This window comes from Sphingomonas sp. GW821-FHT10F09 (assembly GCF_058809195.1).
Genome location: NZ_JBXASI010000005.1, coordinates 1 through 21,092 on the forward strand (window position 1 = coordinate 1; position 21,092 = coordinate 21,092).

At 69.9% G+C, this 21,092-nt stretch carries 16 protein-coding genes; 5 read left to right on the forward strand and 11 right to left on the reverse strand.

The genetic code is table 11. The features are described from left to right. The 4 genes from AC1RTO_RS15025 to AC1RTO_RS15040 all read right to left on the reverse strand — a co-directional run. On the reverse strand, positions 1-811 hold an 811-nt coding region (locus tag AC1RTO_RS15025), incomplete at its 3' end, for an AAA family ATPase (protein WP_493161617.1). 605 nt (positions 812-1,416) lie between these two features. Beyond that, positions 1,417-2,145 carry a thioredoxin domain-containing protein gene (locus AC1RTO_RS15030; RefSeq protein WP_493161618.1) on the reverse strand — a complete coding sequence of 243 codons (729 nt, stop codon included), beginning with the start codon at positions 2,143-2,145 and terminating at the stop codon, positions 1,417-1,419. Between the two features lie 21 nt (positions 2,146-2,166). Then, positions 2,167-2,844 (reverse strand): DsbA family protein, encoded by a 678-nt coding sequence (locus AC1RTO_RS15035; protein ID WP_493161619.1) that lies wholly within the window; start codon positions 2,842-2,844, stop codon positions 2,167-2,169. Positions 2,845-2,846: 2 nt separating this feature from the next. Beyond that, complete coding sequence (locus AC1RTO_RS15040) at positions 2,847-3,359, reverse strand: DUF721 domain-containing protein (RefSeq protein WP_493161620.1); 513 nt, start codon at positions 3,357-3,359, stop codon at positions 2,847-2,849. Positions 3,360-3,385: 26 nt separating this feature from the next. On the opposite strand from AC1RTO_RS15040, the gene AC1RTO_RS15045 reads away from it, so the two are divergent. Genes AC1RTO_RS15045 through nudC form a run of 3 tightly spaced genes read left to right on the forward strand, consistent with a single transcriptional unit; the run spans position 3,386 to position 6,668 of the window. Continuing rightward, positions 3,386-4,462 (forward strand): A/G-specific adenine glycosylase, encoded by a 1,077-nt coding sequence (locus tag AC1RTO_RS15045; RefSeq protein ID WP_493161621.1) that lies wholly within the window; start codon positions 3,386-3,388, stop codon positions 4,460-4,462. Then, on the forward strand, positions 4,459-5,799 hold the full coding sequence (locus AC1RTO_RS15050) for a serine hydrolase domain-containing protein (protein ID WP_493161622.1): 1,341 nt from the start codon (positions 4,459-4,461) through the stop codon (positions 5,797-5,799). The genes AC1RTO_RS15045 and AC1RTO_RS15050 overlap by 4 nt, the downstream gene beginning before the upstream one ends. Continuing rightward, a complete protein-coding gene (gene nudC, locus AC1RTO_RS15055) occupies positions 5,796-6,668 on the forward strand; it encodes an NAD(+) diphosphatase (protein WP_493161623.1) in 873 nt (290 codons plus the stop codon). The genes AC1RTO_RS15050 and nudC overlap by 4 nt, the downstream gene beginning before the upstream one ends. A gap of 22 nt (positions 6,669-6,690) precedes the next feature. Here the strand turns inward: nudC and AC1RTO_RS15060 are convergent, their stop codons facing one another. From AC1RTO_RS15060 to AC1RTO_RS15090, 7 genes are all read right to left on the reverse strand, one after another. Then, positions 6,691-8,001 (reverse strand): glycoside hydrolase family 130 protein, encoded by a 1,311-nt coding sequence (locus AC1RTO_RS15060; protein ID WP_493161624.1) that lies wholly within the window; start codon positions 7,999-8,001, stop codon positions 6,691-6,693. Positions 8,002-8,093: 92 nt separating this feature from the next. After that, positions 8,094-9,344: a DUF885 family protein gene (locus tag AC1RTO_RS15065; RefSeq protein WP_493161625.1), complete on the reverse strand. Its 1,251-nt coding sequence runs from the start codon at positions 9,342-9,344 to the stop codon at positions 8,094-8,096. Continuing rightward, positions 9,341-13,105, reverse strand: a complete 3,765-nt coding sequence (locus AC1RTO_RS15070) for a LamG-like jellyroll fold domain-containing protein (protein ID WP_493161626.1) — start codon at positions 13,103-13,105, stop codon at positions 9,341-9,343. Before AC1RTO_RS15070 ends, AC1RTO_RS15065 begins: the two co-directional genes overlap by 4 nt. A gap of 105 nt (positions 13,106-13,210) precedes the next feature. Next, entirely contained in the window at positions 13,211-14,524 is a 1,314-nt protein-coding gene (locus tag AC1RTO_RS15075) for an MFS transporter (RefSeq protein ID WP_414711346.1), read from the reverse strand. A gap of 43 nt (positions 14,525-14,567) precedes the next feature. Further along, a complete protein-coding gene (locus tag AC1RTO_RS15080; protein WP_493161627.1) occupies positions 14,568-15,371 on the reverse strand; it encodes a 2-keto-4-pentenoate hydratase in 804 nt (267 codons plus the stop codon). An 87-nt stretch (positions 15,372-15,458) separates the two neighbouring features. Beyond that, positions 15,459-16,895, reverse strand: coding sequence for a mannitol dehydrogenase family protein (locus tag AC1RTO_RS15085; protein ID WP_493161628.1), 1,437 nt, complete (start codon positions 16,893-16,895; stop codon positions 15,459-15,461). Next, on the reverse strand, positions 16,892-18,358 hold the full coding sequence (locus AC1RTO_RS15090) for a UxaA family hydrolase (protein ID WP_493161629.1): 1,467 nt from the start codon (positions 18,356-18,358) through the stop codon (positions 16,892-16,894). Before AC1RTO_RS15090 ends, AC1RTO_RS15085 begins: the two co-directional genes overlap by 4 nt. 128 nt (positions 18,359-18,486) lie before the next feature. On the opposite strand from AC1RTO_RS15090, the gene AC1RTO_RS15095 reads away from it, so the two are divergent. Further along, positions 18,487-19,518, forward strand: coding sequence for a LacI family DNA-binding transcriptional regulator (locus AC1RTO_RS15095; RefSeq protein WP_493161630.1), 1,032 nt, complete (start codon positions 18,487-18,489; stop codon positions 19,516-19,518). Between the two features lie 97 nt (positions 19,519-19,615). After that, a complete protein-coding gene (gene uxaC, locus AC1RTO_RS15100; protein WP_493161631.1) occupies positions 19,616-21,085 on the forward strand; it encodes a glucuronate isomerase in 1,470 nt (489 codons plus the stop codon). The last annotated feature ends 7 nt before the right edge of the window (positions 21,086-21,092 follow it).

Genomic DNA, 21,092 nt, shown 5'->3' on the forward strand with positions numbered 1-21,092 from the left:
CGGCGGCGGCGTGCTGCGCGCCGGCGGCGTCCTGTTCGGCGGCGGTGGCGGCGGCGACCCGGGCATCGGCGGCCTGCGCCTCGGTGCGGGCGGCGTCGGCGGCAGCGACCGCGTCGCGCCAGCGGGCGAAGATCATCCGCCCCTCGGCGATGCGGATCTGCTCGGACAGCGCGCGATAGCGGTCGGCGGCGCGCGCCTGCCGGCGCAGCGCGGCGGCGCGGACGTCCTGTTCGGCGATCAGCTCGTCGAGGCGGAGAAGGTTGGCCTCGGTGGCGCGGAGCTTCTGTTCGGCGTCCTTGCGGCGGACGTGAAGGCCGGCGATCCCCGCCGCCTCCTCCAGCATCGCGCGGCGCTCGGCGGGCTTGGCGGCGATGACCGCGCCGATGCGGTTCTGGCTGACCAGCGCCGGGCTGTGCGCGCCGGTGGCGGCATCGGCGAACAGCAGCGCGACGTCCTTCGCGCGGACGTCGCGGCCGTCGATGCGATAGGCGCTGCCGGCGCCGCGTTCGATCCGGCGCACGACCTCGCGCTCGTCGGGATTGGCGGCGTCGCCGGTGTCGAGCAGGATCGACACCTCGGCAAAGGCGCGCGGCGGCCGGGTGGCGGTGCCGGCGAAGATCACGTCCTCCATCCCGGCACCGCGCAGCGACCGTGCGCTGTTCTCGCCCATCGTCCAGCGCAGCGCCTCGAGCAGGTTGGACTTGCCGCAGCCGTTGGGGCCGACGACGCCGGTCAGGCCCGGCTCGATGCGCAGATCGGCGGGGTCGACGAAGCTCTTGAAGCCGGCGATGCGGAGCCGCTTGATCTGCACGGGCGTGGGGTGCCGGGTTCCGGGTGGGGTTTCAAGCTCTGCGCGTGGCGGGAGCAAGGAAGAAGAATGGTTCGCGCGGAGGCGCGGAGAAGAAGGGGGCGCCGGAAGCGCTGTCGCCCGTCTTCCTCCGCGATCTCTGCGCCTCTGCGCGCAAACATGTCACGCGAAGGCGCGAAGCCGCTAAGATGAAGCCGCTTCGCGGAAGAGGGGGAGATGCCACGGGTGGAACACCTCCGCGTCTCCGCGTCTCCGCGTGAACCCCCTTCTTCGCGTCTTCGCGTCTCAGCGCGAAAGCCCCCCTTTCGCGCCCGCCGCCTTGAGCAGCGGCTCCCTCTGCGCGTGGCGGTGGGCGTCAGGAAGCAGGTGGGTTCACGCGGAGACGCGGAGACGCGGAGAAGAAGGGGGCGCCGGAGGCGCTGTCGTCCGTCTTCCTCCGCGATCTCCGCGCCTCTGCGCGCAGACATGTCACGCGAAGGCGCGAAGCCGCTAAGATGAAGCCGCTTCGCGGAAGAGGGGGAGATGCCGCGGGTGGAACACCTCCGCGTCTCCGCGTCTCCGCGTGAACCCCTTCTTCGCGTCTTCGCGTCTCAGCGCGAAAGCCCCTCTTACGCGCCCGCCGCCTTGAGCAGCGGCTCCAGCTGGCCCCAGGTCACCGCTTCGGCCTTCTTGCCGTTGATGAGCAGGGTCGGCGTGCCGGCGACGGTGCCGTCGGCGCTCTTGTCCTGCGTCTGCTTGGTCCAGCGGTCGATCTGGGTCATGTCGGCAAGGCAGGCGCGGGCCTTGGCTTCGGGGATGCCGCGCTGCTTGGCGAAGTCGACGAGGCCCATCTGTTCGGCCATGATGCGGATCGCGTCGACCGGCTTGGCCGACTGCAATTGCGCCTGCACCGGCTGCGGCGTCGCCTGTAGCTTGGTGTTGAAGCCGTCCTGCGCCTGATACATCTGGTCGAGGATCGGGAAGAAGGCGGCGGGATCGGTGCAATTGCCGAGCAGCGCGGGCGGCAGGTCGGGCGCGCCGTGGACGAGGAATTCGCGATATTCGAAGCTCACCTTGCCCGACTTCACATAGGTGTTCATCAGCGGCCCGAAGCTTTCGCGGGCGAGCGCGCCACAGGTCGGGCAGAGGCGCGAGCCATATTCGACCAGCTTGATCGGCGCGTTCGGGTTGCCGACGATCGTCCCCTCGGCGGTGCGCGAGACGGTGTCGGTCCAGTTCTGGCCCGCCGGCGCGGTGACGGCGGCGACGGGCGATGCCGGTGCGGACGGCGTGCCGGTTTCCTTGGAACAGCCGGCGAGCGCCAGCGGCAGGACGAGGAGGGACGCGAGCAACTTCATGATTTTACGCTCCATAAACGATCACTTGACCCCCTTGGCACGCAAGACGGGTTCGAGCTTGTCCCAGCCCAGCGGCGGCTGGAGTTCGCCGTTGAGGTAGAAGGTCGGCGTGCTGCGCACCTCGATCGGCGCGTCGCTGGTCATCGCGGTGATGCGGTCGATCGCGGCCTTGTCGGCGAAACAGGCCTTGATCGCGGCCGGCGTCAGCCCGCGGGTGCGCATCGCTGCGGTCAGCCCGGCCGCATCGGCATAGCGGCGCGCCTGCGCGATCAGCGGCTGCTGGTCGATCGTCGGGTTCGCCTGCTGATAGGCGGCGACTTTGGCCAGCCACGTCTCCTGCGTCGCGAAGATCATCGCATGCGCCGCGCCGAAACCGCGCGGGCCGGCGCAGCGCGCCAGGATCGCGGCACCGAGATCGGCGGGATCGCGGATCAGGTGGCGATATTCGAGGCTGAGCTTGCCCGAACGGATCATCTGCCCCTTGAGCACGGGCGCGCTCGCATTGGCGAAATCGGCGCAATGCGAACAGGTGTAGCTGCCATATTCGACCAGCTTCACCGGCGCGGCGGGGTTGCCGAAGACATACGCACCCTTCGCGGTCGGGCGCGCGACCTGGCTCCAGTCGGTGGCCGGCGCCGCGGCGACCAGCGTCAGGGCGAGGGGGGCAAACGCGAACGCGAGCGGGACGAACGGGCGCATCATCAACCTACCTTGGGGATGCCGCGGGTGGCGTGGACCCCCGCGGCGAGCGATTCGAGCACGGCACGCAATTCGGGATCGCCGATGACCTTCAGGCCCTCGCCGATCTCGGGCGGTGCGGGTTTCAGCGATGGCGGCGCGGTGCGCGGCATCGGCTTGGCGACCTCGCCCTGGCGGATCGTCAGCCGCGCGACCGCGGCATAGCCGAAGAAGCGGTTGACCCGCTCGACGATCTCGGGCGCGATATGCTGTATCATCGGCGCATGCGCGCCGCGCACGACGATGGTGAGCACGCCGTCCGCCTTCTTGCCCGGCGGGAAGCGCAGCGATTCGGGGTTGGAGGCGGCGGCCCAGCGCGCGCCGACGATCTCCGGCCAGCGGGTGACCAGCGCGCTCTGCACGAAGCCGAATCGCTTGAACGCGGCGCCATGGATCGCGGGCAGCAGTTCGCTGACCGCGCGGGCGCGATTCTGGCGGGGGGCTTCGACTGGGGGGGCGCCGGCGCGCTTGCTCATCGCGCGACCCATGCCATAGCCGGGGCGTGGACGCTACACGCTCTTGCCCCCGCCCCGATCCGATCCCGAACCCCGCGGCGATCGCGCCGCTGCTGCTCGCCTGGTACGATTCGCACCGCCGTGCGCTGCCGTGGCGCGCGCTGCCGGGCGAGACGGCGGACCCCTATCGCGTCTGGCTGTCGGAGGTGATGCTGCAGCAGACGACGGTCGCGGCGGTGCGGCCGCGGTTCGAGGCATGGACGGCGCGCTGGCCCGATTTCGCCAGCCTCGCGGCGGCGGACGAGGCGGAGGTGATGGCCGCCTGGGCGGGGCTCGGCTATTATGCGCGGGCGCGCAATCTGGTCGCGGCGGCGAAGGTCGTGGTGGCGGAGCATGGCGGCGCGTTTCCGCAGGACGAGGCGGTGTTGCGGACGCTGCCGGGCCTCGGCGCCTATACCGCGGCGGCGGTGGCGGCGATCGCCTTCGGCCGGCGCGCGGTGGTGGTCGACGCCAACGTCGAACGCGTCGTCGCGCGCCTGTTCGCGATTCGGGAGCCGTTGCCGGGTGCGCGGGCGGCGATCCGCGCGGCGGCGGACCGGGTGACGCCCGACGCCCGCGCGGGCGATTTCGCGCAGGCGATGATGGATCTGGGCTCCGGCATCTGCACGCCTAAGACGCCGACGTGCCTGCTTTGTCCCCTTGACGAGGAATGTCGCGGCGTTCGCGAGGGCGCGCCCGAACGCCTGCCGGTCAAGGCCGCGAAGAAGGCGAAGCCGCAGCGTCACGGCACGATCTTCTGGCTGCAGCGCGGGGAGGAGGTGCTGCTCGTGCGCCGGCCGGACAAGGGCCTGCTCGGCGGGATGCGGGCGCTGCCGACCGGGCCGTGGGGGGATGAGCCGCCCGGGCTGGCGGGTGCGCCGGTCGATGCCGCATGGGAAATGCGCAACGCCACCGTGTCGCACGGATTCACGCATTTCGACATCGAACTGACGCTTGCCGTCGCCAGGGGGCCGGCGCATCACGCGGACGATGGCCTGTGGTGGCCGATCGCGGCGCTGGACCGCGCCGGGCTGCCGACGCTGTTCGCCAAGGCCGCGGCGGCGGTGATGAGGAGGGATGGATGAAGCGACTGTACGCAATCGTCGGGCTGGGCCTTACGGGGCTGATCGCCGCGGCCGCGGTGAACGGGCAGGCGATGCGGTCGCCCTATCCGGGGGCGGGCGATCATGTTGCCGTCGCTCCGCTGCCGACGACGCAGGCGCTGTTCGACGGCTATGTCCGCGACGGCAAGATGCCGGGCATCGTCGCCGCCTTCGGCGTCGGCGATCGCCCGACGATGTTCGTGTCCGCCGGCCGGCTCGCCACCGATCCCGCCGCGGCCCCGGCGACGCCCGACAGCCTGTGGCGCGTCTATTCGATGACCAAGCCCGTCACCGCGATGGCGGCGATGATTTTGATCGAGGAGGGCAAGATCGGCCTCGACGATCCGGTGTCGAATTACATTCCCACCTTCGCCACCATGAAAGTCGCCACCAGCCCCGCCACCAGCCTCGCCAGCGTGCCGGCGAAGACGCCGATCACGATCCGCATGCTGCTCACCCACACGTCGGGCATCACCTACAACATCATCGCCAAGGGCGCGCTGCTGAAGGAATATGAGCGGCTCGGCATCCTGCCGGCGGCGGTCAGTGCGTCGATCGAGCCGATGATGCGGCGCACCCGCCCGGCGACGCTGGCGGAATTCGCCGACCGCGTCGCGCAGGCGCCGCTGATCGCGCAGCCCGGTACGGCATGGAATTATTCGGTCGGCCTCGACGTGATGGGCCGGGTGATCGAGGTGGCGTCTGGCCAGCCGTTCGATACGTTCGTCGACACGCGCATCTTCGCACCGCTGAAGATGACGTCGAGCTACTGGACCGTACCCAAGGCGCAGGCGGGGCGGCTGGCGACCAATTACGCCTGGACCGGCGAGGTGCTGACGCCGCTCGATCCCGCCGCGACCTCGGTCTACCTCCAGCCGCCGAGCTTTCCCTATGGCGGCGCGGGACTGGTGATGTCGGCGCGCGATTACGACCGGTTCCTGCACATGCTCGCCGACGGGGGAGCGCTGGACGGGGTGCGGATCATGAAGCCGGAAACGGTGCGCCTCGCCATGTCGAACCTGCTGCCCGCCGGCGTCACCTTCGGCGGGGTCGGCGGCGCGACCGGCGGTGCCGCCGCCGGCGCGACGCCGATGGGCTACGGCGCGGGCGGATCGGTGTACCTCGCCGACGGACCGGGCGGCAGCCCGTCGAAGGGGACCTATGGCTGGGGCGGTGCGGCCGGCACCGTCGCCTTCGTCGACCCGGTGAAGAAGGTGCGCGGCACGATCATGGTCAATTACTTCCCGGCGGACCGCTGGCCCGTGCGGCAGGAAGCGGTCCGCGCGCTCGTCGCCGATCTGTCGCGGTTCGCACGATGAGCCCCGGGTTCACCGGCGGCCTGCTCGACCGCGCCGACGCGCTGCGTCACGATCCCGCCGGCCTGTCGGCCAAGCTCGACTGGCGGGCGCGACTGCTCAGGCTCGACGGGCTGATGCCGCAGATCGAGGACGGACGGCTGGCGTGGACCAGCCTCGCCGACCTGCCGCAGGAGGCGGAGGTGATCCTGCTCGGGCTCGACGCGCAGGATCGCGCGCATGTCGCTGCGCTGCTGCCCGCCAGCGGCGAGGGGACGACGCCCGCGATGCGCTCGCCGGCGCTGATGACGATGCTGGCGGCACTGGAGCCTGGCGAGGCGGCGACCTATGCTGCGGCGCGCAGCCTGCTCGACTGGCATGCACGGCATCGTTTCTGCGCGCGCTGCGGTTCGACCACGCACCTGTTCCGCGCCGGCTGGGGGCGGCAGTGCGACGCCTGCTACACCGAACATTTCCCGCGCGTCGACCCGGTCGTCATCATGATCGCGGAGCATGACGGGCGGGCCTTGCTGGGGCGCGGCAAGGGCTGGCCCGAGGGGCGCTATTCCGCGCTCGCCGGCTTCGTCGAACCGGGCGAATCGGTCGAGGAGGCGGTGGCGCGTGAGATCCACGAGGAGGCAGGCGTACGGGTGCGCGACGTCCGCTACGTGGCGAGCCAGCCGTGGCCGTTCCCGTCGTCGCTGATGATCGCCTGCACCGGCGTGGCGGAGGACGATGCGATCACGCTCGACACCGCCGAGCTGGAGGATGCGATGTGGGTGCCGCGCGAAATGGTGCGCGCGGTGCTGGCGGGCGAGCCGGGGCCTTTCGTCGCGCCGCCCGTCTATGCGATCGCACATACGCTGCTGACGGTCTGGGCGTCGCAGACGTGATGCGCTCCCGCACGAGCCGGACTTAGCGCATCGCGGCGAGCAGTTCGTCGAGCGGCGCCACCGCGAAGGTCGTCATGTCGTCGGCCAGCGCATAGGGCAGCAGCAGGGTGCGGCCACGGACCAGCCCGCCACAGGTATAGGCGACGTTGGGGACATAGCCGTCCCACGTCTCGCCATTGGGCTGGATCAGCGGCTCGGCGAGCCTCTTCAACACCTTGGTCGGATCGTCGCGGTCGAGCAGGACGGCGCCGATGCAATAGCTGCGGACGATGCCGACGCCATGGGTGATGACCAGCCAGCCCTCGTCGATCTCGATCGGGGAGCCGCAATTGCCGATCTGTACGAATTCCCACGGATATTCGGGCGTCATGATCTTGACCGGGTCGTTCCATTCCAGCGGCGTGTCGCTCTTGCCGAACCACAGGTTCTCGTTGTCGTGACGGAACAGCGCGGCGAACTGGCCGTCGATCTTGCGCGGGAACAGCGCCATGCCCTTGCCGATCGACACCGGACCGCCGACCGGATGCATGTGGAACAGGCGGAAATCGTCGGTCTGCAACACCTCCTGTCGCGCGCTCTCGTTGCCGACGGCGGTATAGGTGCCGATATAGGTCTCGCGACCGTCGTCCTCGCGGAATCGGACGAGGCGCAGGTCCTCGATGCCGCGGCTCTGGCTTTCGATGACCGGGAACAGCACGGTTTCCGACGGTTCGCGCGCGTCGCGACAATTGAGCTGGATGAGCGCCTTGGCCCCGATCTGACGGACGAGTTCGGGATCGGGCTGCTCGATCAACGGCGGCACGCCTTGCTGGCTGGGTTCGTCGATGACGAGATCATCATCGTCCGGGCCCCAGGTGCCGGTGCGGAAGGTGACCGAAGACAGATGCCCTTCGCCGATCCCGCGCAGCGACAGGACGAAGCGGATGCTGCCTTCGGGACAATCGCCCTGATCGGGGTGAGGGACGATGCTGGGATTAAACAGCGCCGCCGCCTCGAACGAATATTCGGCGCTGAAATAGCCGCCGATCAACATCTTGCGCTTTTCGGAGACGGTCGTGTCGAGCTTGAGCTCGGCCGCGACCTCGTCGAAGCGGCGCATCAGCAGCGCCGGCACCTCGCGATGGCGGGCGCCGAGCCCTTCCAAAATGATCTCTACCAAAGCCTCGACCTCGTCGTCCGACATCGCCAGCGTGCGGGCGACGATCCGGTCGCCGCGTGGCTTGCCCTCGACGCGAAACGGGTCGGGATCGCCGGGCAGGAACGGACGGATCACCGTGCGTTTGGGATCGGGATAGAGCGTCGGTTCGAGATGGCGGACGAAGGAAGCGGCCACATTACCCTCCGGGGACGCAGGCCGGAATGCGCGTGCGTGCGGGATCAGACGCGCGAGAGCCCAGGTAGGTCCGTGGCGGTGGCTGTTTCGCGTTAGGAAGTGTTGCCGATCGCGTCGCTGCGCATCCGGCCGTGGCGCAGCAGGCGCTGGTGGACCGCGATCCGGGCCGCGCCGCGCCGGTCGCCGACCGCATCGGCGATGGCGAGCCAGGCCATCGCCTCGCCGACGCGGACCGCAGGTTCGGCGGCGATGCGCGGCAGTTCGGTGGCGAAGGGGGCGAAATAGGCGGACTCGCCCTGCCATGCGACCAGCCGGGCGTACGCGTCGTCGCGCGACCAGCCGTCGAGATGGATCCCGAGATCGACCAGCGCGCGCGCGACGCGGAAGATCAGCCAGTGGAGATGGCCGAGCATCGCATGCGGATCGGCGAAGGCGCCGTCGCGCGCGGCGAGCGCCTCGGCATGGATGCCCCAGCCCTCGACGAAGCTCGCCGCATAGGCGATGCGCAGCGGGTGCGGCGGCACGATCCCCTCCAGCCCGAGCTGGATCATATGGCCGGGCAGCAATTCGTGCGCGACGACGCTCGGCAACGTCCAGGTGGGGCGGCGGCGCAGCTGTTTGAGGTCGACGATATAGACGCCCTGCTGCGTCGGGGTCGGGGCGATGCGATAGCCGTTGCGGCCGGCGGCGATCTCCTCCGCCGACAGCGTGCGGACGACGACGTCGGTGCACCAGCCGGGTACGGGGCCGACCTGCGCCGCCACCCGGGTGCGGGCGTCGGCGAGCGACGCGACCATCGCCGCCACCGCGGCGGCGGGGTCGGTGTAGAGGAAGCGATCGTCCTGCCACAGGCGGGTGTAGCGCGCGCCGATGCTGCCGGTGGTGAGGCCGATGCGCGCGAATGCCGCGGCGGCGCGGGCGTGGAGGCTGGCGAGTTCGCGGGTCAGGCGCGCCCGGGCGGCCTGCGGCGTGACCGGGCCGAGCGGGCGAGCGAGCAGCAGCGCATAATGCGCCGGCGCGATCGGCCCGGCGACGGGGCGGTATCCGCCCTTGCGCCCGCGGGTGCCGGGCAGTGCGGCGAGCTGCGCGTCGATCGCGAGTCCGGCGCGGGCGGTGAGGAGGTCGAGCCGCTGCGCCATCGGCAGCACGCGCGGGTCGAAGCCGGCGAGGCGGGCGAGCGCCTCCGCCGGCGGCAGCTGCGCGGCCGCGTCGAGCGCGTCCGGCAGGGCGGGATCGGGCCGGGCCGTCGTGCCAAGGTCGCGCGTGCAGGCGGCGGTGACGGTCGCCCCCAATCCCGCCAGTAGCGCGCGGCGATGCGGACGGGGGAACGGCGGTGGCGTCACTGTGCCGCCACCGGCACCGCATTGTTGAGCAGCGTCACCTCCGGCGTATCGCCGGTCAGCGTCACGCGCGCGGTCAGTCCGGCAACGCCGCCCGGCGCAGACAAGCGCACCTGCGCGGTCCGCGGCCGGAGGTCGTTCGGAGCCTCCAGCGGCGGGATCGCGGCCGAGGCGACGACGCGGCCGTCCGCCGCGACCAGCGTCGCGGTGCCCGCGCCCGACGGCACCGAACCGAGGCCGTGGACGGTCAGCGTCACCGTCCGGCCCTTTACCGCGACGTCGTCGCTGCCGATGCCGATGTCCGGCCGTGTCTCGACCGGTGTGGTCGGCTGAACCAATGTCGCCTCGATCACCGTCGTCGTGTGCGGCGCGAACGTCACCGTGGTTCCGGCGCTGCGTTCCAGCGGGACCGTCACCGGGGCGCCGGCCGGGACCAGCGTCCTGCCGCCGTCGCTGCTGGTGCTGGTCCGCACCTGCCATTGCCCCGCGGTCACGTTCCACGTCGACATCGTCGCCTGCTCCGCCGCGTCGCCGGTGTTGTAGGCGATCACCCTGAAGGCGTCGCGCGTCGCGCCGGGGACGAGGATCGCGACCCGTTCCGCCGCGCCCGGCGTCGCGAAGCGCCAGCTGACGGTATTGCCCGGCCACGTCTGGTTACGGCGCAGCGCGATGCCGCCGAGCCGTTCGCGTTGCAGGATGTCGGTCGGCTGGTCGACCCGGTCGGACCACCAATGGCCCTCCGTATACATATAGTGATGCTGCGCCTTGTCCTGCCACGCGTCGGCATGCAGGCCGGCGAGGATCGCGGTGTCGCCGGTCGTCGTCCAGGCGGCGTAGCGGGCGAACGGGTCGTTGCTCGCCGCCTTCGCGACCTTGGCGCGCAGGTCGGCGCCGCCGGGCATCAGGTCGAAGGCGTTCTCGTTGAATTCGGCAAGGCCGCTGCCCGACTTGCCGACCCGCGCCATGATCGGACGCAGATAGCGCGCGTCGCCGGTGAACCGCCACGCGGCCCAGGCGCCCTGCAACGGCGTCGAGACGCCGCCGCCGTCGCCGACGCGCGTTGCATCGGTCTGCCAGTTGATCTCGTTCGGATAGCTCCAGCTGCCGTCGGCGCCCTGCTTGCCGTGCGCCATCCAGCCGTCGATCACGCCGGTGACGAGCCCGCGCGCGGCCGGGCTGGCGTTGTACAGGCCGAGCAGCATCGGGCCGTGGAGCACGGTGAAGCTGTACGGTTTCTGCCATGCGAACGCGCCTTCGCGGTACATCTTTCGCCCGCCGTACCAGTTGGTGGCGAAATGCATGTGGCCGGCCGGATTTTTCAGGATGACGCCCTGTAGCGCGCGCGTCGTCTCCATGATCCGCTCGACCGCCTTCGGCTCGCCCCAGTTGAGGTAGAGCCGCTGCGCGTCGGAGTTCAGCCCCTCCTCGTAGGCGTGCAGTTCGTCGGTGGTGATATAGCCGAGGCCGCCCACCCGCATGCCGTTGGCGAAAACCGCGTCGGACACGGCGCGGAGGGAGGCGTTCACCTTGTCGGGTTCGACCCCCATCAGCGCGAGGCCTGGCCATTGCTGAGTGAGGTCGGTGTCGTCGGACAGGCCGCCGCCGAAGTCGCCGTACGGCACCTGGCGATGGTCGATCCACCACGTCACGAAATCGCGGGTGATCCTGAGGTCGTCCAGCTGCCGCGCCGCCCAGGCCGGCACGCCGGCAGCGACCGGCGGCAGCGGGACCGTAGGCATGTTCTCGGGCCGGTAGTTGATGTCCGCCCAATAGGCGCGGCCCTGGACGTGATCGGGATCGACGCGAAGCAGGTCGGAGATGTCGGCGAAGACGCGCCGGTACAGCCCCTCGCGTTTCGAGGCGGTGTGCTCCTCGACGAGGAACCCCCAATTGTCGCGAACCTGGTTGAAGCGGTCGGCGACATGCTCCGCCTTCGCCGCGTCGCGCGGCTTGAACACGAGGCGGATCTTCGCGCCATTGAGGCTTTCCGCATCGAAGTCCGCGGCACCCGATGCGATCGTCAGGAACAGGCCGTCGTGCGACAGGATACGATCGCGCAGGTCGAGCCACAGGGTGCGCGCCTCGCCGGCACGGACCGAGACCGACAGGTCGATCATCGCGCGCGCCGGCCAGATCGGGTCGGCGATACGGATGTTGAGCGGGATGACCGCGCCCGCCTTGCCCTTCAGTGCGGGCAGGTCGATCGCGATGCCGTCCAGCCCGTCGTACGTATTCTGCCAGCCGTAATCCCATGCCCGTGCCAGCGGCCGGTCGGGGTAGGCGTCGCCGAAGCTCGCCGGGATCAGCACATGGACGATCGGCTTGCCGGGCGCGCGCCGGATCGCGGCGGTGCCGCCCGCCGCGCCCGCGCCGACCGCGACGCGCATGCCCGACGACGGCATCGCCAGCACGGTCGCGCGCTCGTCGACGGGGTAGCGGCCGGCGATATAGGCGTTGAGCGGGTCGAGGCTGGCGAGGCGGGGCGAGGCGGCGGCGTCGATCGTGTAGCTCAGCTTGTAACTGCCCGCCGGTTCGGGCGAGGCGCCGACGTCATAGGCCCACAGCTCCTGGATCGGCTGTTCCTGCATGACGTTGACGAAGCTCAGCACGCCGCCGATGCGGGGGGCGAGCGCATCGACGCTGCGCACCACGCCCTTCGCACGGGTGGCGACCGCGGCGTCGTTCCACCGCAGCGTGCCATAGGCCGCGCCGCGGATCTCGACGCGGTTGACGCGCTGGCCGGCGGGGATGGTCAGGTCGTAGCGCTTGCCGCCCTCGACATAGACGTTCCAGTCGGGCAGCTGGAAATAATCGTCGCGGCCGGGTAGCTTCGACCGGTTGTAGACACCGGGCCAGGTCGTCTCGGCGATGCCGTCGACGCCCTTGTACATCCATTGCTTGAGGTCTTTCGCATCGGCGAATTCGATGCGGCGGACGCTGGTGACGGGGTCGGTCAGCACCGGCGGCGCGGTCTTGTCCCAGCCGTAGCGGTGCAGCCACGCGCTGCGCTGCGCGGCGGCGGTATCGGCCGGGGCGAGCGTGGGTTCGCGCTTGGCCGCGAGCGTGGCGACATCGGCGGTGGCGAGCATCCGGTCGTAGACGCGGATCTCGTCCAGATCGCTGCCGCGCATGAAATTGTAGCGGCTCTGCACCTGATGCGGGCTGATGACGCGCCCCGCCATGCCGAACTGGTCGAGCCCGGAATCGAGATCGGCGGTCTGCGCCAGCCGCGCGACCTCCCTGCCGTCGACGAACAGCCGGACGCCGACCGTCTCGTCCCAGGCGAATGCGATATGCTCCCATTGCTCCGGACCGGGCGGGGTCGGCATCCGCCACGACACGCGCAGCCGCGACAGGTTGGCGTCGGTGACGAAGGCGTCGAAGCCGTGGCCGTTCCAGTCGATGCGCAGGAACGCCATGTCCCAGCTGCTGTGGTCGGCGAAACCGGCGCGGAAGATCACGAACGGCGCGTCGGTGACGGCGTCGCGCGCGCGCCAGAAGAAGGCGAGCGTGCCGCGCTGCGCCAGCATGTTGCCCGGCGCAGCCCACGCCACATAGCCCTCGTCCGCCCAGCGCGCCGCGCCGCCGATCGCGCCGTCCGGCGTGACGGTGACGGCGCTGCGGAAGTTGGGGACGGGATCGCCGCCCGCTTTGTCCGCGGTCAGGTCCTTGTCGGCGGAAACGCGGAAGAGCAGGCCGTCCTGCGCGGTCGCGGGGGTGGCGAGCAGCGCCGTTGCGATGGCGAGCAGCGAGGTGGGTTTCATGCGGCCTCTCCAGGGCTTGGCTGTTCTCACCCTTCGCCGGCTTTGCCGTCTCTCCCTCTCCCGCCGGGAGAGGGAAGGGTGAGGACGGCGGTCCGTCTTATGCGATCAGGCGGCATCCACCCGTGCCAGCCGCGGGCTGAGCAGGTGGATGACGATCACCGCGATCAGATAGGTCGATCCGGCGACCGCGAAGATCGGCGTGTAGCTGTGCGTGGTTTCGAGGATGTAGCCGGTGAACTTCGACATCAGCATGCCGCCGATCGCGCCGACGGTGCCGCCGATGCCGATCACCGACCCCACCGCCCCGCGCGGGAACATGTCCGACGGCAGCGTGTAGAGATTGGCCGAGAAGGCCTGATGCGCGGCGGTGGCGAGGCCGACGATCGCGACCGCGGTCCACACGCTGCTGGCATATTGCGCGAAGAAGATCGGCATCACGAGGATCGCGCAGACCAGCATCGTGATCTTGCGCGCGGCATTGGCGGTGAACCCGCGCTTCATCAGCCGCGACGACGACCAGCCGCCCGCGACCGAGCCGATGTCGGAGATCAGGTAGATCGCGACCAGCGGCGGGCCGAAGCTCTTGAGATCGAGATTGTAGGTCTTGGCGAGGAAATCGGGCGTCCAGAACAGGAACAGCCACCAGACCGGATCGATCAGGAACTTGCCGAGCGCGAACGCCCAGGTTTCCTTGTAGCGGATCAGCCGGCCCCAGGAGATCGGCTCGACCGGATCGGCGGGGTCGCTCTCGATATAGGCGAGCTCGTCGGCGCTGACCTTGGTGCTCTCGCGCGGGCGGCGATACAGCGCGATCCACGCGACCAGCCAGCCGAGGCTGGCGATGCCGGTGATGATGAACGCCATCCGCCAGCCGAGGCCGAGATCGATGACGATCCACGGCACCACCAGCGGCGTGACGATCGCGCCGATATTGGCGCCGGCGTTGAACACGCCCGTCGCCAGCGCGCGCTCCTTGGCGGGGAACCACTCGGTCACCGCCTTGATCCCGGCGGGGAAGTTGCCGCTCTCGCCGATGCCGAGCACGACGCGGGCGAGGCTGAACTGGAAGGCGGTGTTGACGAAGCCGCACAGGATGTGGCCCGCGGTCCAGATGACGAAGGCGACCGAATAGCCGATGCGCGCGCCGACCACGTCGACGATCTTGCCGAAGCTGAGGTAGCCCACCGCATAGGCGGCCTGGAACCAGAAGATCACGTCGGCATAGGTGGTTTCCGACCAGCCCAGCTCGGCGGAGATCGTCGGCTTGAGCACGCCGATCATCTGCCGGTCGACATAGTTGATCGCGGTCGCGGCGAACAGCAGCGCGCAGATCACCCAGCGATAGCGACCCACCGTCGTCGCAGCGGCAGCGACCTGCGCTTCCCGCTGGTCCCTGAGGGTCCGTTCGTTCGTCCCCATCGTCTCTCTCTGGGCCATCATCTCTCTCCGGGAAGTCAGCCTCTTAGCGGGCGTTGATCGTGCAGCCGACGGTGTAGCGGCCATCGAAGGTGGCGGTGACGCTATCACCGACGGCGACGGGGTGCACCCCGGTTACCGCGCCGCTGGAAATCCACTGTCCTGGTTTCAGCGCGATGGCGCGTGCCGCCATATGTTCGAACAGGAAGCGGGCGGCGCCGATCGGGCCATCCAGCATCGTCGCGGCGGTCGCCGCACCGATCCGGGTGCCGTTGATGTCGAGCGTGATCGGCCATTGATTGAGATCGGTATCGCGCCAGTCGGGGATCGCATCGCCGATCACCAGCCCGTTGTTGTTGCCGAAATCGGAGATGGTCACTGTCGGCCCGTGCGTGTTGATGCCGGGGAAGGGCGAACTCGCGATCTCGATCCCGACATGGACGGCGTCGATCAGTGCGCGCGCCTCGTCCATCGTATAGCTGGTCTTGGCGGGATCGGGCGCGGTGCCGATGCGGATCAGGAATTCCGCCTCCGCCGCGCCGAAGCCGTCGGCGAAGATCGGCATCGGCAGGTCGCCGTCGGTCGCCTCGAACACGGTGTCGGCGAAGATCGGGCCGCTCAGCCGGTCGATGCCGTCGATCGCGGGATTGATGCGGCCGACCTTCCAGCCGACGACCTCGCCCGTCGCCAGCGCGAGCGCGGCATCCTGCACGCGATAGGCGGTGGCGAGATCGGCGGGAATGGCGCCGGGATAGTCGAGCAGGGCATGGCCGTCGCGGCGCGCGGCGACGAAGGCATGAGCGATGGCGTGGACGGATCCGGTATCGATCTGTGTATCGGTCTGTTGCATCGGATCGGGCTGACGCCCCCCTCTCTCTTCTTTGTGATCGTTCCCCGAAGGGGTATGGGAAACCGGTGTCAATGACAAGCGCCGGGATCAGCCGAACCGCGCGTCCCAGCGCTTTTCATGTGCGGCGACGGCCGCCCGTTCGATGGCGGCGAGCAGGGGCGCGTCGCCGGCGACCTGCGGCGGCAGGCCGAGGCCGTCCTTGGCGAGGCGGCGGACCAGCGACACCGGATCGGCGCCATGCGCAGCGGCGGCGAGGCGGTCGCCGGCGGGATCGACGATCGCATGCCCCTGCCGCGTCCGCGCGATCAGGAAGGCGACCCAGCCGCCCAGCGCGGCGACGACATGCGCCGGCATCCGCCCGGCCGCGCGATTGGCGGCGAGCGTGTCGCCGAGCCGGTAGGGCAGCTTCTGCGATCCGTCCTGCGCGATCTGGTCGAGCCGGTGGACGATCGCCGGGTTGCGGAAGCGGGCGAGCACCTGTTCGCGATACGTGTCGAGGTCGAGCCCCGGTACGGCGGGCAGCATCGGCATGATATCCTGCCGGATCATCGCATCGACGAAGCCGGCGAGTTCGGCGTCGCCCATCGCCTCCGCGACGCTGGCATGGCCGCGCAGCAGGCCGAGATAGGCGAGCGTCGAATGCGCACCGTTGAGGATGCGCAGCTTCGCCTTCTCATAGCCGGCGACGTCGCTGGTGACGGTCGCGCCGGCGGCGGCGAGATCGGGGCCGAGCGGGATGCCGACGTCCTGGATCACCCATTGGGTGAAGCGTTCGCGCTGGACGGCGGCGCGATCCTCCAGCCCGAGCGTGTCCGCAACCGCGGCGTAGAGCGCATCGTCGGAGGCCGGCGTGATCGAATCGACCATCGTCGAGGGCACCCGCACCTCGCCCGCGATCCAGTCGGCGAGGCCGGCGTCGCGCGCGCCGGCGAAGTCGATCAGCGCGGCGTGCAGCTTGGCGCCGTTGCTCGCCAAATTGTCGCAAGGCATCGGCACGAACGGCGCGATGCCCGCGTCGCGGCGCGCGGCGAGGCCGGCGACGATCCAGCCGATCACGCTCGCCGGCACCGGCGCGCTGGTAAGGTCGCGGACGATATCGGGGTGGTTGCGGTCGAGCGTGCCGTCGCTGCTCAGGCAATAACCCTTTTCGGTCACCGTCGTCGTCACCAGCCCGACCGCGGGGTCGGCGAGCAGCGCGTGCGTCTCCGCCGCCGCATCGGGCGCGAGGAAGCGCCGGTGTGCGCCGATCACGCGCATCGCCGATTCGGCATCGCGGATCGCCAGCGTGTAGAGGCCGTCCTGCTTCTCCAGCGACTCGACCGTGCCGCGGCTGCGCATCGACACCGCAGCGATTCCCCAGCGCGGATCGTGCTGCAGGACGGTGTCGACATAGGCCGCCTGATGCGCGCGGTGGAAGGCGCCGGGGCCGAAGTGGACGATACCGACCTGCGGTTCGGGCCGCCCGCGCGGACTGGCGATGGACGCGGGCAGGCGATCGAGCGTCGCACGGGTCAGTCGGGTCACAGCGTCACACCTCGTTTCCAGATCGCGATCTCGCGCTCGTCGTTGTTTTCCGCCGCGGTCGGCGCCCCCGATGCGATCGCGCAGATGCGGTCGATCAGCAGCGTCTCGGTAGCGGCGAACCCCCGGTCGAGCACCGCGCCCGCATCGAAATCGATCCAGCCCGGCTTGCGCGCGGCGAGATCGGAGTTGGAGGCGATCTTGACCGTCGGCACCGGAAAGCCGAGCGGGGTGCCGCGCCCGGTGGTGAACAGGATCGCGGTTGCGCCCGCCGCCGCCAGCGCGGTGGAGGATACCGCGTCGTTGCCCGGCGCCTCCAGCAGGGTCAGGCCGTCGGCGCGGATACGTTCGCCATAGCCGATGACGTCGGTGACGATCGCGCGCCCGGCCTTCTGCACCGCGCCGAGCGACTTTTCCTCGAGCGTGGTGATGCCGCCGGCGACGTTGCCGGGGGAGGGATTCTCGCTGATCGGTTCGCCGTGATCGATGAAATACTGGCGGAAGCCGTTGATGACGCCGACCATCCGGTCAAACACCTGCGGGGTGGCGGCGCGGTCCATCAGCATCTGTTCGGCGCCGAACATCTCGGGGATCTCGGTGAAGACGACGCGCCCGCCCGCCTCGGCGACGCGGTCGCTGATCCGGCCGACGAGGGGGTTGGCGGTGAGGCCCGACAGCCCGTCCGACCCGCCGCATTTGACGCCTAGCACCAGCCGGTCGAGCCCGACCGTCTGCCGCGGCGTCGCCGCCTGCGCGGCCAGCTCGGCAACCAGAGCGCAGCCTTCCTCGACCTCGTCGGTGCTGAACTGTGCGGTGAGGTAACGGATCGCGGCGTGCCGTTCGGGCGGGATCGCGGCGAGCAACTCCTTGACCTGATTCTCCTCGCACCCCAGCCCGACGAGCAGCACGCCGCCGGCATTGGGATGGCAGGCGAGACTGGCGAGGATCGCGCGGACGCCGTCGAGATCCTGCCCGAGCTGCGAACAGCCGTGCGGATGGGTGAAGGCGTGGACGCCGTCGATCTGCCCGGCGAGCGCGGCCCCCGCCTGTTTGGCGATCCGTTCGGCGGTGCGCGCGACGCAGCCGACGGTGGGGAGGATCCAGATCTCGTTGCGCGTGCCGACGCGGCCGTCGGCGCGGACATAGCCCTCGAAGGTCGCGGTCGTGCGCGCGTCGGCGACCGGCGGCACCTTGGGATCGTAGGTATAGCTGCCGGTGCCGGACAGGCCGGTCGCAAGATTGTCGCTGTGGACGTGCTCGCCGGGTGCGATCGCGCGGCGGGCGCGGCCGATCGGAAAGCCGAACTTGATGACCGGGCCATCGGGATCGATCGGGGTCAGCGCGACCTTGTGGCCGCGCGGAACGTCCGCGGTCAGGACGACGTCGGCGACGGTGTCGCCGGCATGCCCGTCTTCGAGCAGCGTCGCAACGCTGTCGCCGGAAGCGATCGTGAGCGCCTTGGTCATGTATCCTCTCTCGTCCCGCAATCTGGGAACCGGTGTCAAAGTCATGGCCTACGGACGGCGCAAGCGCAAGGTCGACGCGCCGGGCGGCGCACTGGCGGATCGGGAAACCCGCGTCTATCGTGCGCGCCATGCGCAAGACCGGACAGCCGACGATCAACGATGTGGCCCGGATCGCGGGCGTGTCCAAGAAGACGGTGAGCCGGGTCATCAACCGGTCGCCGCTGCTCAACGACGACACCCGCAAGCGCGTCGAGGATGTGATCGGCGACCTCGGCTATATTCCCAATCCGCAGGCGCGCGCGCTGGCGCTGCGCCGCAACTTCCTGATCGGACTCGTCCACGACAATCCCAATGCGCAGACGGTGATGAACGTCCAGCAGGGCATGCTGGAGGCGCTGCACGACACCGAATTCGAGATGGTGGTGCGGCCGGTCGATCGCGGATCGGCGACGATGCTGGAGGATCTGCGCCACTTCCTCGAACGCCAGCGCCTGTTCGGGGTGCTGCTGATGCCGCCGATCAGCGAGAACGACAGCGTCGCCAAACTCTGCGTCGATATCGGCTGCCGCTACGTCCGCATGGGATCGGCGGCGCTTGACGGGCCGGCGCACATGGTCGCCTCCAACGATCGCGAGGCGGTGCATGCCGCGACCGACTATCTGATCGCGCAGGGGCACAAGCGGATCGGCTTCGTCGGCGGGCCGCACGGCTTTCGTTCGGCACGCGAACGGCGCGCGGGGTTCGAGGAGGCGCTGGCCGCCGCCGGCATCGCCCTACCGCGCAGCATGATCGCCGACGGCAATTACACATTCGAATCCGGGCTGGTCGCCGCCGAGCGGTTGCTCGACGTGATCCCGCGGCCGACCGCGATCTTCTCAAGCAACGACGAGATGGCGGCGGGCGTCATCCATGCCGCCCGCCAGCGCAATCTGGACATCCCGCGCGATCTGTCGATCATCGGCTTCGACGACACGCCGATCGCCGCGCACGTCTGGCCGCCGCTGACGACGGTGCGCTGGCCGATCGCGTCGATGGCGCGCTCCGCCGCGCTCAAGCTGATCGCGGGCGAGCAGGAGGGCGAGGCGGACGTCGAGGAGCCATCGCTGTTCCTGTCGACGCTGATCCGCAGGGGCTCGGTCGCCTCGCCGCCGGGCGGGTGAACCAGTCCCGGCGCGGACGCGGAATGACGGTTGCACGCATACCTGACACCGGTTACCAGATCGGTGATCGCGAGAAACGACGGAGAGGACCAAGGCTGTGACGCGGCGTCTAGAACTGCACCCCGACCGGCTGTTGCCCGCCGACCCGACCACGCGTGCGATCGCGCGGACGCTGTATGCCACGGTCGCCGACGCGGCGATCGTCAGCCCGCACGGCCATACCGATCCGGTCTGGTTCGCGGAGAACGCCAACTGGACCGACGCGACGACGCTGCTGCTCGCGCCCGACCATTATCTCTACCGCATGCTCTACAGCCAGGGCGTCGACCTCGACTCGCTCGCGATTCCGCGGCGCGACGGCGTGCCGGCGACCGATACGCGCGCGGCATGGCGCGTGCTGGCGGAGCATTACCATCTGTTCCGCGGCACCCCGTCGCGGATGTGGCTCGACCATGTGTTCAGCGAGGTGTTCGGCCTCGACGTCGCGTTCGAACCCGCCACCGCCGATCTGTATTTCGATGCGATCGGCGAAAAGCTGGCGACCGAGGCGTTCCGCCCGCGCGCGCTGTTCGACCGGTTCCGCATCGATTTCCTCGCCACCACCGAGGGCGCGCACGACAGCCTCGACGCGCACCGGCGTATCCGAACAAGCGGCTGGAACGGGCGCGTCGTCACCACCTATCGCCCCGACGGCGTCATCGACGTCGAGCATGAGCAGTTCGCCGGGGCGATGCGGCGCTTCGCCGAACTGACCGGCGAGGACGTCTACAGCTGGCAGGGCTATCTCACCGCGCATCGCAAGCGTCGCGCCGATTTCCGCGCCGCGGGCGCGACCGCGACCGATCACGGCCACCCGACCGCGGCGACCGCGAACCTCTCCACGCCCGAATGCGAGGCGCTGTTCGCGCGCATCACCGGTGGCGACTGGACGTCAGCCGATGCCGAGCTGTTCCGTGCGCAGATGCTGACCGAAATGGCGGGGATGAGCGTGGAGGATGGGATGGTAATGCAAATCCACCCCGGCAGCGTGCGCAATCACAATGCCGGCCTGTTCGCCAGCCACGGGCGCGACAAGGGCGCGGACATTCCGGGGCGGACGGATTACGTCCACGGCCTGAAACCCCTGCTCGACCGGTTCGGCACCTCGACCGATCTGTCGATCATCCTCTTCACGCTCGACGAGAGCGTCTACGCCCGCGAACTGGCGCCGCTGGCGGGCCATTATCCGTGCCTGAAGCTGGGGCCGAGCTGGTGGTTCCACGATAGCCCGGAGGGCATGCGGCGGTTCCGCGAGATGACCACCGAGACCGCCGGGTTCTACAATACCGTCGGCTTCAACGACGATACCCGCGCCTTCCTCTCGATCCCGGCGCGGCACGACGTCGCGCGGCGGATCGACTGCGGCTTCCTCGCCCGCCTCGTCGCCGAGCACCGGCTGGAGGATTGGGAAGCGGCGGAACTGGCACAGGAATTGACCAGCGGGCTCGTCCGCCGTGCCTATCGCATCGACGACGGTGCTGATAAAGGCGTGGGAAGCCGTTCCAATATTTGCAACATAGCCGCCTGACGGCAGC

Bases quoted from the DNA above. Each gene is read 5' to 3' on its own strand.
- AC1RTO_RS15030 (WP_493161618.1), bottom strand. From the start codon at position 2,145: ATGAAGTTGCTCGCGTCCCTCCTCGTCCTGCCGCTGGCGCTCGCCGGC.
- AC1RTO_RS15035 (WP_493161619.1), bottom strand. From the start codon at position 2,844: ATGCGCCCGTTCGTCCCGCTCGCGTTCGCGTTTGCCCCCCTCGCCCTG.
- AC1RTO_RS15040 (WP_493161620.1), bottom strand. From the start codon at position 3,359: ATGAGCAAGCGCGCCGGCGCCCCCCCAGTCGAAGCCCCCCGCCAGAAT.
- AC1RTO_RS15050 (WP_493161622.1), top strand. From the start codon at position 4,459: ATGAAGCGACTGTACGCAATCGTCGGGCTGGGCCTTACGGGGCTGATC.
- nudC (WP_493161623.1), top strand. From the start codon at position 5,796: ATGAGCCCCGGGTTCACCGGCGGCCTGCTCGACCGCGCCGACGCGCTG.
- AC1RTO_RS15070 (WP_493161626.1), bottom strand. From the start codon at position 13,105: ATGAAACCCACCTCGCTGCTCGCCATCGCAACGGCGCTGCTCGCCACC.
- AC1RTO_RS15075 (WP_414711346.1), bottom strand. From the start codon at position 14,524: ATGGGGACGAACGAACGGACCCTCAGGGACCAGCGGGAAGCGCAGGTC.
- AC1RTO_RS15080 (WP_493161627.1), bottom strand. From the start codon at position 15,371: ATGCAACAGACCGATACACAGATCGATACCGGATCCGTCCACGCCATC.
- AC1RTO_RS15090 (WP_493161629.1), bottom strand. From the start codon at position 18,358: ATGACCAAGGCGCTCACGATCGCTTCCGGCGACAGCGTTGCGACGCTG.
- AC1RTO_RS15095 (WP_493161630.1), top strand. From the start codon at position 18,487: ATGCGCAAGACCGGACAGCCGACGATCAACGATGTGGCCCGGATCGCG.